Below are 12,681 nucleotides of genomic sequence, written 5' to 3'. Positions count from 1 at the left end.
GATGCTACGTGGCAGACCCAGTCTTGGGGAGCGTGTTCGCCACAGGGGAAACATGACGTGTTCAACCTCCCGTCACCCTGCACCGCTTGGATCAATGCAAGAACCTCAAGCAAGGAGTAACGTCATGGAAGTTATCACCCTGCTCATGACCGCCGCGACCGTAGCCCTCGCCGGGATCGGAGGGCTCTACTACTCCTACGCCTGCTCGATGATGCCGGGGCTGCGCGCCACCGATGACCACACATTTGTCAGCGCCATGTCCCGGATCAATCCGCCAATAAGGATCCTTGCTGAGCCGAAACGTCGTTGCCCACTGCACCGGAGATCGATGACTCCGAGGGGTGCAGCACCGCTCCTGATAGCCGAGCAATTCCCGGAAGGAATCTGAGTAGCGGCCCGATGATGCGGTGTACCAGCTCTCCTGGTAACCGCCAGCGGTGGCCCTGATCTTGTAGTGTCCGTCATCAAGATCGAACGAAACGTCTTCGCCGAAGCCCCAGGGAGCCGTCTGGGTATCCACCGGCTCTTGGCCGTCACCGGTCTCATCAAACACTTCATACACAATGTCCGGTGGCGTGACAGAGGCCGAACTGTCGTTGATTAGGACCATGATTTCCGGCGAGTCCAGGAGGACGCTGACTGCCACGCGCCCGGGTCCGCGTAGGCCGGAGCGCCGAGGGGCGCAGCCAGCAGCAGGACCAGTGCCGCCAGGACTGCCGTAAATCGCCGAGACCCGCTAATTACAGACATTCCAGGCTCCCGAAACGCAAAGATTCGAGTGGGCGAATTCGAGCGGGCGTCCCAGCCCGAAGGCTCAAACCGAATCGCCGGCTCATCCCAAGGAAATTGCCCGACGATTAGCCCGACGGTACGCCCGGGGCTGTTAGTCAGCAAGGGATTTGGGCTTACGCTAGCCCGTCTTGAGAATTCACAATTGGCATCAAAAAACCCTGCCCCCACCCGAAGGTGAAGACAGGGCCTAATACCAAGCCGGAGAGGCGGTAGGTCAGGAATTTGCCTTTTGGTAGGCTTCCTGGATTTCAGCCTGAATTCGGCCCCGGCTGTTAACCGTGTAGCCGTTATCCCGCGCCCATTGGCGGATCTGCGCGGAGTCGTTGGCGCGGGGGCCTGCAACCGCTTTGGTGCGGGTGGCTCTGCCGGCGGAGGTCTTGCGCCCAGCGGCAACAAAGCGCTCCAATGCAGAACGGAACTCGGCCGCGTTGGCCGAGGACAGATCGATTTCGTAGCTGACCCCATCGAGGCCAAAACGGACGTTCTCGTCTGCAGATCCGCCATCCAGATCATCGACGAGGATGATGTTTACTTTCTGTGCCATTAAATATGTCTTCCTCTTGGAAAGGTTCGGTTGTCAGAAAATGAGGATGTTCCTATTAAAAGTATGAACCTCTTAATGGCAACGCGTCAAAGCGTCGGATGGTTGCTGTGGAAATCCACAGGAACTTGCAGAAAGCTCTTTCGAGCTATTTGTCCGTTTCCGGGTTCTGTTCCTCCAATGGCGCTGCGGAACGCGATTCCGCCTCGGCCTGGGCCCGCGCTTCGGCCTTACGCTCGGACTTGTCGGCATTGAAGATGGATTTCATGGCAAACCAAAAAAGCAGGCCAACCACCAGCGAGGGCAGGAGTACGGCTACATATTCCATGATTAGTGGCCTTCGGGCTTCAGAAGCGGGAAAAGGATGGTTTCGCGGATACCGGCGCCGGTGAACAACATCACCAGCCTGTCAATACCCAAGCCGATGCCGCCCATGGGCGGTGCGCCGTATTCGAGGGCCCGCAGGAAGTCCTCGTCCAGCTGCATGGCCTCGACATCGCCCGCGGCAGCGTGCCGTGACTGTTCGGTCAGCCGCTCGCGCTGGATGACGGGGTCGATCAGCTCGGAGAAGGCCGTGCCGCGTTCCATGCCGCCGATGATGAGGTCCCAGGCTTCGATCAGCCGGCCGTCCTCCCGGTGCGGGCGGGCCAGCGGCTGGGCAGACGGCGGGTAGTCGTACACAAACGTGGGGTTCAGGAGCCTGGGCTCCACAATTTCACCGAACAGTTCCACGGCCAGCTTCTCGGCGTCCCACTTCGGGTCCACCTTGACCTCGTGCTTTAAGGCGATTTCGCGCAGCACCTCAAGCGACGTGTCAGGCGTGACTTCCTGGCCAACGGCGTCGGACAGTCCCGGGTAGACCGAAACCCAGGCCCAGTCGCCGTCGAGGTTGATTTCCCCGGCTTCGGTCTGGAGGGTGCGGCCCACACCAACTGCGTCAGCGGCGTCTAGGATGATCTCCTTGATGCGCTCGGCCATGACGAACTGGTCCGCCCAGGCTTCATAGCACTCAAGGGTGGTGAATTCGGGGCTGTGGGTGGAGTCCACGCCCTCGTTGCGGAAGACGCGGCCCATGTCGTAGACGCGGTCGATCCCGCCCACGACAGCACGCTTGAGGTAAAGCTCGGTGGCAATGCGGAGGGTCATTTTCTGGTCGAACGCGTTCATGTGCGTCTCGAACGGGCGGGCCAAGGCGCCCCCGTGGACCAGCTGCAGGATGGGGGTTTCCACTTCGACGTAGCTGTGGCGGTGCAGGCTCTCGCGGATGGAACGGGTAATCGCGGCGCGGGTGTAGACCATTTCCCGGGCTTCGTCGCGCACCATCAGGTCCACGTAGCGCTGGCGGACGCGGGTTTCCTCGTTCAGTTCCGCGTGCAGCACCGGCAACGGACGGAGCGCTTTGGAGGCCATGGACCAGGACTCGGCCATCACGGACAGCTCGCCGCGGCGGGAGGAAATCACTTCGCCCTTGATGAACACGTGGTCGCCGAGGTCCACCAGCGCCTTCCAGTCCGCGAGCGCTTCCTCGCCCACGTTGGCCAGGCTGAGCATCGCCTGGAGCCGGGTGCCCTTGCCGTCAACGCCGCCTTCCTGGAGCGTGGCGAAACAGAGCTTGCCGGTATTGCGCACAAAAACCACGCGGCCGGTGACGCCTACAACGTCGCCCGTGGTGTCGTCAGCCTCAAGGTGCGCGTACTTTTCGCGGATCTCCGTGAGGGAATGCGTGCGTTCCACACCCACCGGATATGCCTCGGTGCCCCGCTCGATCAGCTTTGCACGCTTGTCCATGCGGATGCGCATCTGCTCGCTGGCGTCGAGCGGCTCTGGGGCATTTTTTGGGGTGGGGGTGTTTTGGGAAGTCACAATCCCCAAGTTTACCGGGAGTTCGCGCCGCCGGCTCCCGGCGGACGCCCAGGCATAGACTCGGGCTGTGGAGACGTGGAAAGTTGAAGCGGAGGACGGCGGGCGCCTCGACGTGCACTCCTTCCGCACCCCCGCGGGGCTGGACCCGACGACGGCGGGACCTCCCGGCGTCGTACTCATCCACGGAACTTTGGTCACCGACGCCCTCTACCGGCCTTTCGCCCGGAAGCTCAGCGTCCTGCTGGGCCGGCCGGTGCACTGCTACAACCGGCGCGGCAGGGCGGGGTCAGCCCCGCAGCCGGAGGATTATTCGGTGAAGACGGAGGTCAGCGACCTTGCGGCGGTCATGCGCAAGACCGGCTCGGCGGATGTGGTGGCCCACAGCTACGGCGGCTTCGTGGCGCTGCAGGCGGCCCTGACCCTGCCCGTGGGCCGGCTGGTGACCTATGACGCCGCGGTGTCGCTGTCCGGAAACCTGAGCCACCGCTGGCGGCCGGAGCTTGAGGATGCCGTCACTGCGGGCCAGCTCAACCACGCCTGGGCGCACTTGGTCCAGGGCCTGGCCACGGCGGGTCCGCTGTCCTACCTCCCTCTCGGCGCGCTGCGGATGCTGAGCATCCTCTCGGCCAGGACCAACCTGGGCGCGGAGATGCGCCAGCTGCTGCCCACCGCAGTCACCGAAATGCGTGCCGTACTCGACGCCGAAGCCGAACTGGACCATTTCACTGCCCTTGCCACCCCCATCCTGATGCTCAGCGGCGGCTGGAGTCCGGCGTATTTTGCCGAGACGGGGCGGCAACTGGCCGCCGCCGTGCCATCCATCAACTTCCAGGTGGTCCCCGGTCAGCTGCACGAGGGTCCCATCCGTCCCGGGAAGGGTCTGGCCGTGCGGATTGCCCGGTTCATCAACGGCAGCGACGGCCACCCGCGGAAGCTGGGCCGGCGCCGGTAGGTCGGCCGGTGGGGAGCCTTGCCACGCGCCTAGGATGGGGAGCGTGAAAGAACAGGAAGTCCCCACGCACGACGGCGGCCGGCTGGCTTTGTACAGCTATGGAACCGAGGATGCGCCGGGAGAGCGCCGGGTGGTGGTCATCGGCGGGGCCTTCCTTACCGCACTGATCTACCGGCCGTTCTCGATGGCGTTGGCCGACGGGCTGGGCGACGGATGGGCAGTGGATGTCTATGACCGGCGCGGCAGGGGCAACTCCACCGAGCAGCCGGCCGACTATTCCATGGCCACGGAAATCGCCGATGTCCGCACGGTCATGGATGCCACGGGCGCCCGCAACATCCTGGGCCACAGCCTGGGCGGATCGGTGGCGCTGAACGCCGTCCAGGAGTTCGCGGGCACCTCCTACGAACCGGACAAGCTGGCGGTCTACGACGCTGCGGTCAACATCGACGGCAGCATCGATATGTCCTGGCTGGACGACTTTGAAGCAGCGGTCAACGCCGGCAAGGTGGGGCATGCCATGGCCCGGATGAAAAAAGGCATGCAGCCGGGCACTGCGCTTTCAAAGATCCCCGAGCCGGTCCTTGCGGGGCTGATGGCCGTGGTGTCCCGCACCAAGGTGAACAAGATGCTCCGGGAGCTGATGCCCACCGGCGTGGGCGAACTGCGGGCCGCGTACGACGAAGCCGAGCATGCCAGGAACTTCGCCGTCCTGCCCGCCAACACACACTTTATGGTGGGCGGCAAGAGCCCGAGCTACTACAAGGTCACGGCCCAGCGCCTTCATGCGGCCGTCCCGGGGAGCACGTTCGAGCTCTCACCCAAGGGCTTCCACGGCTCCATTCCCGCCGCGGTGAAGGAACTTGTCACGGACATCGCCGAATACTTCAAGGGCTAAGGCATTCCGCAGGTTGCTCGGCTAGGCTCGGATCATGACGAGCGAGAACATCAAGACCCCCGACGGCGGCACTCTGGAGCTCTTCTCCACGGGTGCTGAACTGGCGTCCGCCGGCTCCGGCGTGGTTGTGGTGCCGGCCTCCATGGTGACCGCCGCCGACTACACAAAGTTCGCCCAGAAGCTCAGCGCCGCCTTGGGCCGCCCGGTCCACACATTCAACCGCAGGGGCCGGGGTTCGTCGTCGCCGCAGGCCGAGGATTACACGCTGGACGCGGACATCCGGGACTTGGACGCCGTTATGAAACACACGTCCAGCACGGACGTCTTTGGCCACAGCTTCGGCGGCGCGGTGGCCCTGCACGCGGCCCGGACCCTTCCGGTGGAGCGACTGGCTGTGTATGACCCCGCTGTTTCCGTGAACCACAGCGTAAAGGCCGACTGGACCGCTGAATACGAACGCGCCACGGCCGCCGGTGACGACGACCGCGCCCTGGCCGTCCTCACGAAAGGCCTGGAAACCGGCGCCTTCTCCCGGATGCCGCTGTCCATGCTCACCATCGCCAACAAGCTCACCGCCGGCACCCACGTGGGCAAGCAGATGCGCGAACTGATGCGCACCGGCGTCCGGGAAATCAAAGCGATCATCGCCGCGGACATGCCGGCCGAGCCGTTCCTGGAACTGCCCCTGGAAACCCTGATTGTGGTGGGCGAGAAGAGCCCGGCATACTTCGGTGTGGCGTGCGGCCAGATCCACGATGTCCTCTCCGGCTCCAGCTACACCATCCTGCACGGCGCCGGCCACGACGGCGTCCTCCGCGCCCCGGACAAGCTCATCACCGAACTCAGCGACTTCTTCGCCGGCTGACGTCGTCGCCTCCCCAGCGCGAACGGACACATAAGCCCCGCAACTCCCGCGCGAACGGAGGTGTCCCTTAATGGCCGGCGCCGTGGCCCGGGGCGGCGCCTTCTGTTTTGCGCATCATCGCGGAAAGGACGACGGCGGCGAGGGCTATGACGGTCGCCGTCAGGAACGCTGCGCTCATGCCTGCAACGAGCCCTGACGCAGCCGAGACCACGGCGAAGATGGACACCAGCAGCGCAGTGCCGGCTGCACCGGCCACCTGCTGGGCGGTGCTCATGATCGCCGAGCCGTGCGAGTAGAGATGCGGCGGCAGCGGGTTCAGGCCGGTGGTAAATGCCGGCGTGAAAAGCAGCGCCAGGCCGAAACTCAGCCCCACGTGGAGGGTGACGATCCACCAGACCGGAGTGCCGGCGTCGAGCATTGAGAACTGCCACAGGGCCAGCACCATAAGCACGGAACCGGTAACGGTGAGCGGCAGCGGCCCCACTTTGTCGAATAGCCGGCCGATGAACGGGCCCCGCAGGCCCATCGCCAGCCCGCCCGGAAGCAGCGCGAGGCCGGTCTCCAGCGAACCCAGGCCGCGGATTTCCTGCAGGTAGAGCGGCAGCAGGATCACGCCGCCGAAGAGCGCCATCATGGCCACCACCATCAGCAGCACGGAGACCGTGAACATCCTGAAGTTGAAGGCGCGGAGGTCCAGCAGGGGGGCTTCGGCCTTCTGCAGCCGGAGCTGGCGGAGCACAAAGACCGTCAGGCTGGCCACGCCGATGACCAGCGCCGCGATGGCCACGGTGCTCGGGCCGCTTTGGCCGCCGCGCCCACCGCCGATCTGGCTGAGACCGTACACCAGGCCGCCGAAGGCAGGAACCGTCAGAAGTACGGACAGGAAGTCGAGCTTGGTCTTCTCGGTTTCGCCCACGTTCGTCAGGTATTTGGCGCCGATGGCCAGGGCAGCCAGCGCGACCGGCAGGACAAAGACGAACATAAAGCGCCAGGTGAAGTGCTCCAGGATCAGCCCGGAGACGGTGGGACCCATGGCCGGTGCCACGGAGATGGCGATACTGACGTTGCCCATGACGGCGCCGCGCTTGGCCAGCGGCACAAGGGTGAGGATGGTGGTCATCAGCAGCGGAAGCATGATGGCCGTACCGCCGGCCTGGACGATGCGGGCCAGGAGCAGGATCTCAAAACCGGGAGCCACCGCAGCCAGGGCGGTGCCGCCGGCGAACAGTCCCATGGCCAGCATAAAGACGGCCCGCGTGGACAGGCTTTGGAGGATGAACCCGGTGGTGGGAATGACCACTGCCATGGTGAGCATAAATCCGGTGGAGAGCCACTGGACGGTGGGCGCATCCACGCGCAGGTCAACCATCAGCCGCTGCAGGGCAACGTTCATGATGGTCTCGTTCAGGATCACCACAAAAGTCGCCACGAGCAAGGTGGCGATAATGGTCACCGATTCGCGGGACATCTTCTCCGGTGCGGCGGACTTCGGCGCCGCTACCGGCCCGGGCTGCCCGGAGGCGTTCGAAGAGACTTCTGTAGACATGGGTGTTCCCCCAGGGAGTAAGAATGAAGTGTCGCGCGAGCATCGTCGCTGCAGATTCCAACACTCTACCGTCCGGAGTAATTCCGGCGCACAGGATTTTTCTTCGGCAAAGGCTGTTCCTGAGCGGTCGCCCGGCTTCCGCGTTGGCGTGGCCGTCGCGGATACAGCGGGCGGACCGGTCCGCGCTTTTGGCGACACGGCGGCCTATGCTGCGGCCAGCACTGCCAAGCTCATCACCGCAGCGGCCTATCTCAAGCTTGTGGAGGCCGGTGAAGCGCGACTCGATGAGACGCTGGGGAACTACACTGCCGCTTTCCAGCTCAAGTCCATGATCAACAGCAGAACAATGATTCCTGGCTCCTGTTGATGGACAGGATCGGCTACCAGCGGCTGATCCGGTATGCAGCCTCGATTGACATAGCCTACGATCCCGAAGACAACCGGCTGACTCCCGGGGAAGTGGCCCAGGTCCTGACGAAGCTTTACGCCGGACAGCTGCTTAACCCCAACAACACCGCGCAGTTGCTGGGGTACATGCAGGAAACCAACAACGAGGAACTAATCCCCGCCGCCTCGGGGCCAGGCATTACCGTCTATCACAAATACGGCCAGCTTGGAGGAAACCTCCATGACGCAGCCCTTTTGGAACATGGCTGGACAACGTACGCGCTGGTGATCTTCACGGAAGGTGCCGATAGCACCGACGAGGCCGAACGCACCGAAATGATCCACGATCTGACGCGGGCAGTCGTCGGGACGCTCTTTCCGGCGGGTTAACCGAGCTCCTCCTGACGCCTTGCAATCCGGCCCTGGGCGTCAAGCGTACGGAGCATTCGTGGGCAGGGGGTTAAGTGACCGTTCGCGCCGGGGGCTTAAGTGACCGTTCGCGCCGGGAGGTCAGCTGCGGTGGTGCTCGATCAGCCAGCCGGCCATCTGCTGGGCCCGCTTCGCCGCCTGGGTGTCGCCTTCCGTGGCTGAGACGATGGACCCCTTCATAAGGATGTGCCACGACCGGGCGAAATCCTCCGGGCGGTCCAACCCTGCCTGCTCAGCGAGGGCCTGCACATGGCCCCTGATCCTGGCCAGGTAGTCGATGCTGGCCTGGCCCAGGGGATGGGCCGGGCCCATTTCCAGCAGGATGTTGATGAAGGAGCAGGCCTCGAAGTCGTCGCGCAGGAACCAGTCGCCGAAGACGTCGAAGATGGCCAGGAGTTGTTCAGTGGGGGTGGTGCCGCGCAGTTTGGCTTGGCCCACGATGGAATCGACCGTCCATAACTGGTCCCGCTGCTCCAGGAACGCCAGGACCAGTGCATCCTTGGACGGGAAATGCCGGTAAAACGTTGCCTTGGCCACGCCGGAGCGGTCGATGAGTTCATTAACGCCTACGTCCCGCACACCACGGCGGGAAAACAGTTCGTAAGCCGCAGCCAGGATCCGGCCCCGGGAATCGGCAGGAAGAACTGCCGCCTCGGCGGGTAAATCCGCAGGAGACAGCGCGGGTTCTGCAGTGTGGTCTGCATCGGAAATCATCGTAGGAATAGTTTACTCCCAGGTGCAGACAGACCGGTCTTACTCGCTGTAATGTCTTTCCCAGACGCAGTGCTATGACGCCGAGGGGACCCCCGAAAGGCCCCGTCGGCTTGGTGCAAGGAGGCCCCGATGTCAGCAGAGCGAACGTACGATTTTATCCCGTGTGACGATACGGACCCGTGGATAGAAAATACCGCTGCGTCCGCCGAGGTCCGGCACTTCGCCCGGGAATCCCTGCGGTGGCAGGCACAGGAAATCATTGATGAAGTGCTCCGCGGAACGGCTCCCGGTGAGGAACTTGCCCGGGCCCGGTTGCGCCGCTGCGTGGCCCAGAACCCTGGCAGGCCCGAGCGTGCACTCCTGCAGCAACTGATGATCAACCGCGACCCGCAGGGTGAATCAACGCAGTAGAGCAACACGTTCCTGCGCCCGGAATGCCCTCCCGCCATTCAACGTGAGGCTCACAACGGCCGGCCTTACAACGTGAGGCTGCGGTCCACAATGCGCCCGGCGGTCATATGCAAGCTCTGGCTGTTGGCGCGTGCATGGTTCCGCAGCAGGTTGAATGCTGCTTCCATATCCACTCCGGCAGTGTGCGCAATGACGCCCTTGGCCTGCTCAATCAGCACCCGGGTGTTCAGTGCGAGCTGCAGCTGCTCGTTGACCAGTACCGCTTCCCGGATGGTGCGTTCCTGCATAAGGCTGATGGTGGCGACGTCAGCAAGCGCCTGGCCGATCGCGGTATCCTCTGCCGTCAGGAAACCCTCCCGGGCGCCGAACAGACCCATGGCCCCGATAATCCTGCCGTGAACGCGCATGGGCACCGCATGCACGGAGCGGAAGCCCTGTGAGAGCGCGGCTTCGCGGAAGTCCAGCCACTTGGTAAGCCCGGCAATGTCGTCCACTGCAACTGCCGCCCCGGTCAGGTAGCACTCAACGCAGGGACCGGCTCCGGCTTGAAGCTGGAGGACCTCGACGAGCTGGCTCTGCTCGCTGGTGGATGCGACAACCTGCAGTTCTCCGCTGGGATCGGCAAGCAACAGACCCGCGGCTGCGACGTCAAGGAGACCCACGGACTCCTCCACCAGAATTTGGAGGAGGTCCACGACGTCGTAGTCGGCCACCAGCGTGTCAGTGAGCTTCACGAACGCCGCACTGGCGCGCTCGGCGCGGGTACTGGTTACCATGGCCCCATTTTACTGCAGGGCAGGTCCGCCGGCCCCACCTTTGTCGGAATCGAAGCTGAGCGTTCGCTCGAGCACAGCGGCGGCTGTCTCCCCCAACGTGAGGTCATTGGCAAAAGCGTAGGCACGCAACAAAAGCAAGGATTCCGCTGCCGTAGCACCAGACTGCGCCAAGACCATCCCCGTGGCCTGGTGGATCTCGCGGCGCGACATAAGCGACGGCTCCAGGGCTGGATCCGTATCCAGTGAGCTGAGGCTCAGGATCTTTCGCAGGAGGTACCAGGAAGTCTGCCCGGCAAGTACGGCCGCCATCGACTGGTCCGACCGGTTCAGGTTTCCACGAACGACGTGATACAGCTCAACGACACCGAGGTCCATCGCGCCTACTGTGAGTGGAAAAACGAACAGCGCGGCTGCGTCCGTCCCGGCGATCGCCTGCTGGAACACGGGCCATTCGTCGTCGGCGGTGGACTGGGCGTCGGGGATCAGCACGGGCAGGCGGGTCTTGTGGGCCCGCCACCGCGGGCCTTCGCCGAGGTTGAACTGCAGTTCGTCCAAGCGGGCGGCGAGTTCGTCGCTGGCAGAGACCAGGGTCTCCGCGGCGGCTCCGCCGAAGAGGGACACCGCAGCGCCCGTTATGGGCAGCTTCGCCAGGTACGGGGCACACACGTCTTCTTGACCCGCAGCCATGTCGGGAGCAATGTCCATGGTGAGCCTCTGATCCCTGAATCATCCCGCGGTGAAGGATCCGGCTGCAGGCTGAACCGGAACGGCGGAGTTGTCACTTCAAGGATACATATTGCGGCGAACCCGCCCGTCGTCGCCGGCCGGCCTCAGGCCAGCCTTTCCTGGCCTTAGGCATTGACCACTTCTGAGGTGGCCATCAGATGGGCCTGTAACGCCCGTTCCGGGGCGCCGGGGTGGGCGGCCACACACCTGCGAAGGCGCCATTTGACGTCAGCCAGATCCGGCGACGGGTCCTCAAGGATGGAGGTGATGATTTCGTAGGCCTGCCACCCTAGTGGCGTGATTTCCTCAGCACCGATACGGTACGACATCACGGCCTCCCGCTAGGGATCGTGGCGCTCATGGGTCTCTCCAAACGGTACGGCCTCACTGACCGCCACAGTATAGGTGTCGTGCGCGTGGCGGGTTACCAGAATCCCGCACAGGGCAGTGCTGGAGGCAAACTGGCGGGCCAGGTCAACGGCCGAATTCAAATAGTCGTCCAGGACAGATGCGTCATTCACTTTGACGAGATAGGACAGCCCGTCATCTATTGTGCGGATCATTGAATTCGCTCCTGATTTTGCGTGGCCGATCGGCCACAGGGGATAGGGAAGGCAGGCCAGCGTCCCGCTTGCCGTGCATGTGGCTGCTTCGGAAGACAGTAGCCGGACAGCACAAAAGCCTGGAGGGGACGGCAGGGAAAGTATTGGGTGCCCTGCGTGGAATTGGTCCTCCTGGAGTACGCCGAATAAGGCGATGCCAGGGTCTGGGGCAACAATTTCAGCATAGCCCATGCGCAGTAAGGACGAACAGGGATCCGAAGCCTTGCGCGCCCGGAGCCGGACGCTGCATCTCAGCTGCTCAGCGGCACGTTATCGATCAGCCGAACCGGCCCCACCTTGGCCGCGATGAGGGCCACTCCTTCGCCGCGGAACGGGACTTTCCGGCAGTTCTCGGCCAGCGGCTCAAGGGTGAGCGGATCCACCACGTCGAAGTAGTCCAGTCCCACCAAGGGCTGGGATTCAACCATGGCCCGGGCCGATTCCAGATCAAGCGGCTGGTGGGCGTTCGCCCGCTCTGCGAGGAGCCGCAGCGCCCGTGACAACACCAAGGCGGCCTCGCGCTCCTCTGCGGACAGGAACCGGTTGCGGCTGGACAGGGCAAGCCCGTCCTCGGACCGGACGGTGGGCACGGCAACAATTTCGACGGGGAAGTTCAGGTCCGCCACCATGCGGCGCACCAGCGCCAGCTGCTGGGCGTCCTTTTGCCCGAAGTAAGCCCGGTAAGCCGGCAGTCCCCCGCCGCCTGAGACGAAGGCCCCGGTGGCGGGCAGCCCTGAGCCCGGGATGCCATAGTGCAGCAGCTTGGCAACCACTGTGAGGGCGCCGTCGAAATGGCCGGGCCGTGAGGCGCCTTCCCACTTCTCGCCCAGGGAGCCGGCGGTCACGCGGACCAGCGGCTCGCCGCCGGGATAGACCTCTTCGACCGGGGGCGCAAACACGAGGTCCACGCCCTGCTCTTCCAGCAGGGCAAGATCGGCGTCGAGCGTGCGCGGGTACCGGTCCAGATCCACCGCATCACCGAACTGCAGCGGGTTTACAAAGATGGACGCCACCACAACGTCGTTCTGTTCGACGGCGGTGCGCGCCAGCCGGGCGTGGCCTTCGTGCAGCGCGCCCATGGTGGGCACCAGGCCCTGGGACCTGCCCGCCTTCTGCGCGAGCAGCCGGGCACTCGCCTCCCTGAGCTCTGCGGCAGTTGTCACCAGTTGCGTGCCCATG

General features: G+C 64.1%; 18 protein-coding genes. 7 read left to right on the top strand and 11 right to left on the bottom strand.

Translation table 11 applies throughout. The features are described 5' to 3' along the window. Positions 1-124 precede the first annotated feature (124 nt). Positions 125-388: an anthrone oxygenase family protein gene (locus NG701_RS12915; protein WP_252568034.1), complete on the top strand. Its 264-nt coding sequence runs from the start codon at positions 125-127 to the stop codon at positions 386-388. A 212-nt stretch (positions 389-600) separates the two neighbouring features. Here NG701_RS12915 and NG701_RS12910 read toward each other — a convergent pair whose 3' ends face one another. The 4 genes from NG701_RS12910 to lysS form a co-directional block, all read right to left on the bottom strand. Further along, positions 601-750 carry a hypothetical protein gene (locus tag NG701_RS12910; protein WP_252568032.1) on the bottom strand — a complete coding sequence of 50 codons (150 nt, stop codon included), beginning with the start codon at positions 748-750 and terminating at the stop codon, positions 601-603. Positions 751-1,006: 256 nt separating this feature from the next. After that, positions 1,007-1,336: a histone-like nucleoid-structuring protein Lsr2 gene (locus NG701_RS12905; RefSeq protein WP_252568030.1), complete on the bottom strand. Its 330-nt coding sequence runs from the start codon at positions 1,334-1,336 to the stop codon at positions 1,007-1,009. Positions 1,337-1,481: 145 nt separating this feature from the next. Continuing rightward, the gene (locus NG701_RS12900; RefSeq protein WP_252568028.1) at positions 1,482-1,661 is read right to left on the bottom strand and encodes a hypothetical protein; all 180 of its coding nucleotides are present in this window, start codon (positions 1,659-1,661) and stop codon (positions 1,482-1,484) included. A gap of 2 nt (positions 1,662-1,663) precedes the next feature. Beyond that, complete coding sequence (lysS, locus tag NG701_RS12895; RefSeq protein WP_252568026.1) at positions 1,664-3,196, bottom strand: lysine--tRNA ligase; 1,533 nt, start codon at positions 3,194-3,196, stop codon at positions 1,664-1,666. A gap of 67 nt (positions 3,197-3,263) precedes the next feature. Between lysS and NG701_RS12890 the strand changes: the two genes are divergently transcribed. Genes NG701_RS12890 through NG701_RS12880 form a run of 3 tightly spaced genes read left to right on the top strand, consistent with a single transcriptional unit; the run spans position 3,264 to position 5,911 of the window. After that, positions 3,264-4,148 carry an alpha/beta fold hydrolase gene (locus tag NG701_RS12890; RefSeq protein ID WP_252568025.1) on the top strand — a complete coding sequence of 295 codons (885 nt, stop codon included), beginning with the start codon at positions 3,264-3,266 and terminating at the stop codon, positions 4,146-4,148. A gap of 34 nt (positions 4,149-4,182) precedes the next feature. Then, positions 4,183-5,046: an alpha/beta fold hydrolase gene (locus tag NG701_RS12885; RefSeq protein WP_256472039.1), complete on the top strand. Its 864-nt coding sequence runs from the start codon at positions 4,183-4,185 to the stop codon at positions 5,044-5,046. A gap of 34 nt (positions 5,047-5,080) precedes the next feature. Further along, positions 5,081-5,911 carry an alpha/beta fold hydrolase gene (locus tag NG701_RS12880; protein ID WP_252568021.1) on the top strand — a complete coding sequence of 277 codons (831 nt, stop codon included), beginning with the start codon at positions 5,081-5,083 and terminating at the stop codon, positions 5,909-5,911. A 67-nt stretch (positions 5,912-5,978) separates the two neighbouring features. Here the strand turns inward: NG701_RS12880 and NG701_RS12875 are convergent, their stop codons facing one another. Beyond that, entirely contained in the window at positions 5,979-7,457 is a 1,479-nt protein-coding gene (locus tag NG701_RS12875) for a DHA2 family efflux MFS transporter permease subunit (RefSeq protein WP_252568019.1), read from the bottom strand. On the opposite strand from NG701_RS12875, the gene NG701_RS12870 reads away from it, so the two are divergent. Continuing rightward, positions 7,357-7,824: a serine hydrolase gene (locus NG701_RS12870; protein WP_252568017.1), complete on the top strand. Its 468-nt coding sequence runs from the start codon at positions 7,357-7,359 to the stop codon at positions 7,822-7,824. The two genes, NG701_RS12875 and NG701_RS12870, sit on opposite strands and share 101 nt — an antisense overlap. Beyond that, a complete protein-coding gene (locus NG701_RS12865; RefSeq protein ID WP_252568015.1) occupies positions 7,824-8,234 on the top strand; it encodes a serine hydrolase in 411 nt (136 codons plus the stop codon). The genes NG701_RS12870 and NG701_RS12865 overlap by 1 nt, the downstream gene beginning before the upstream one ends. Before the next feature lie 120 nt (positions 8,235-8,354). Here NG701_RS12865 and NG701_RS12860 read toward each other — a convergent pair whose 3' ends face one another. Next, positions 8,355-8,987, bottom strand: a complete 633-nt coding sequence (locus NG701_RS12860) for a TetR/AcrR family transcriptional regulator (RefSeq protein WP_252568013.1) — start codon at positions 8,985-8,987, stop codon at positions 8,355-8,357. Positions 8,988-9,116: 129 nt separating this feature from the next. Here NG701_RS12860 and NG701_RS12855 point away from each other — a divergent pair, with 129 nt between their 5' ends. Continuing rightward, positions 9,117-9,398: a hypothetical protein gene (locus NG701_RS12855; protein ID WP_252568011.1), complete on the top strand. Its 282-nt coding sequence runs from the start codon at positions 9,117-9,119 to the stop codon at positions 9,396-9,398. A 65-nt stretch (positions 9,399-9,463) separates the two neighbouring features. Here NG701_RS12855 and NG701_RS12850 read toward each other — a convergent pair whose 3' ends face one another. The 5 genes from NG701_RS12850 to NG701_RS12830 form a co-directional block, all read right to left on the bottom strand. Next, positions 9,464-10,174 carry a GAF and ANTAR domain-containing protein gene (locus tag NG701_RS12850; RefSeq protein ID WP_252568009.1) on the bottom strand — a complete coding sequence of 237 codons (711 nt, stop codon included), beginning with the start codon at positions 10,172-10,174 and terminating at the stop codon, positions 9,464-9,466. Between the two features lie 9 nt (positions 10,175-10,183). Next, complete coding sequence (locus NG701_RS12845; protein ID WP_252568007.1) at positions 10,184-10,879, bottom strand: GAF and ANTAR domain-containing protein; 696 nt, start codon at positions 10,877-10,879, stop codon at positions 10,184-10,186. A gap of 146 nt (positions 10,880-11,025) precedes the next feature. Further along, positions 11,026-11,229, bottom strand: coding sequence for a hypothetical protein (locus tag NG701_RS12840; RefSeq protein ID WP_252568004.1), 204 nt, complete (start codon positions 11,227-11,229; stop codon positions 11,026-11,028). A gap of 12 nt (positions 11,230-11,241) precedes the next feature. Then, on the bottom strand, positions 11,242-11,463 hold the full coding sequence (locus NG701_RS12835) for a hypothetical protein (RefSeq protein ID WP_252568003.1): 222 nt from the start codon (positions 11,461-11,463) through the stop codon (positions 11,242-11,244). 290 nt (positions 11,464-11,753) lie between these two features. Beyond that, the gene (locus NG701_RS12830) at positions 11,754-12,680 is read right to left on the bottom strand and encodes a 4-phosphopantoate--beta-alanine ligase (RefSeq protein WP_252568001.1); all 927 of its coding nucleotides are present in this window, start codon (positions 12,678-12,680) and stop codon (positions 11,754-11,756) included. Between the last annotated feature and the right edge of the window lies 1 nt (position 12,681).

This window comes from Pseudarthrobacter cellobiosi (assembly GCF_023913815.1).
Taxonomy (GTDB): domain Bacteria; phylum Actinomycetota; class Actinomycetes; order Actinomycetales; family Micrococcaceae; genus Arthrobacter; species Arthrobacter cellobiosi.
Note: the sequence above shows the minus strand (reverse complement) of the source record. Positions and strands in the feature narration are given on the sequence as shown.

What these genes read in the sequence shown, in the direction of transcription:
- NG701_RS12915 (WP_252568034.1), top strand. Translation starts at nt 125, where the DNA reads ATGGAAGTTATCACCCTGCTCATGACCGCCGCGACCGTAGCCCTCGCC.
- NG701_RS12910 (WP_252568032.1), bottom strand. Translation starts at nt 750, where the DNA reads ATGTCTGTAATTAGCGGGTCTCGGCGATTTACGGCAGTCCTGGCGGCA.
- NG701_RS12905 (WP_252568030.1), bottom strand. Translation starts at nt 1,336, where the DNA reads ATGGCACAGAAAGTAAACATCATCCTCGTCGATGATCTGGATGGCGGA.
- NG701_RS12900 (WP_252568028.1), bottom strand. Translation starts at nt 1,661, where the DNA reads ATGGAATATGTAGCCGTACTCCTGCCCTCGCTGGTGGTTGGCCTGCTT.
- NG701_RS12885 (WP_256472039.1), top strand. Translation starts at nt 4,183, where the DNA reads ATGGGGAGCGTGAAAGAACAGGAAGTCCCCACGCACGACGGCGGCCGG.
- NG701_RS12880 (WP_252568021.1), top strand. Translation starts at nt 5,081, where the DNA reads ATGACGAGCGAGAACATCAAGACCCCCGACGGCGGCACTCTGGAGCTC.
- NG701_RS12870 (WP_252568017.1), top strand. Translation starts at nt 7,357, where the DNA reads ATGGTCACCGATTCGCGGGACATCTTCTCCGGTGCGGCGGACTTCGGC.
- NG701_RS12875 (WP_252568019.1), bottom strand. Translation starts at nt 7,457, where the DNA reads ATGTCTACAGAAGTCTCTTCGAACGCCTCCGGGCAGCCCGGGCCGGTA.
- NG701_RS12865 (WP_252568015.1), top strand. Translation starts at nt 7,824, where the DNA reads ATGGACAGGATCGGCTACCAGCGGCTGATCCGGTATGCAGCCTCGATT.
- NG701_RS12860 (WP_252568013.1), bottom strand. Translation starts at nt 8,987, where the DNA reads ATGATTTCCGATGCAGACCACACTGCAGAACCCGCGCTGTCTCCTGCG.
- NG701_RS12855 (WP_252568011.1), top strand. Translation starts at nt 9,117, where the DNA reads ATGTCAGCAGAGCGAACGTACGATTTTATCCCGTGTGACGATACGGAC.
- NG701_RS12850 (WP_252568009.1), bottom strand. Translation starts at nt 10,174, where the DNA reads ATGGTAACCAGTACCCGCGCCGAGCGCGCCAGTGCGGCGTTCGTGAAG.
- NG701_RS12845 (WP_252568007.1), bottom strand. Translation starts at nt 10,879, where the DNA reads ATGGACATTGCTCCCGACATGGCTGCGGGTCAAGAAGACGTGTGTGCC.
- NG701_RS12840 (WP_252568004.1), bottom strand. Translation starts at nt 11,229, where the DNA reads ATGTCGTACCGTATCGGTGCTGAGGAAATCACGCCACTAGGGTGGCAG.
- NG701_RS12835 (WP_252568003.1), bottom strand. Translation starts at nt 11,463, where the DNA reads ATGATCCGCACAATAGATGACGGGCTGTCCTATCTCGTCAAAGTGAAT.
- NG701_RS12830 (WP_252568001.1), bottom strand. Translation starts at nt 12,680, where the DNA reads ATGGGCACGCAACTGGTGACAACTGCCGCAGAGCTCAGGGAGGCGAGT.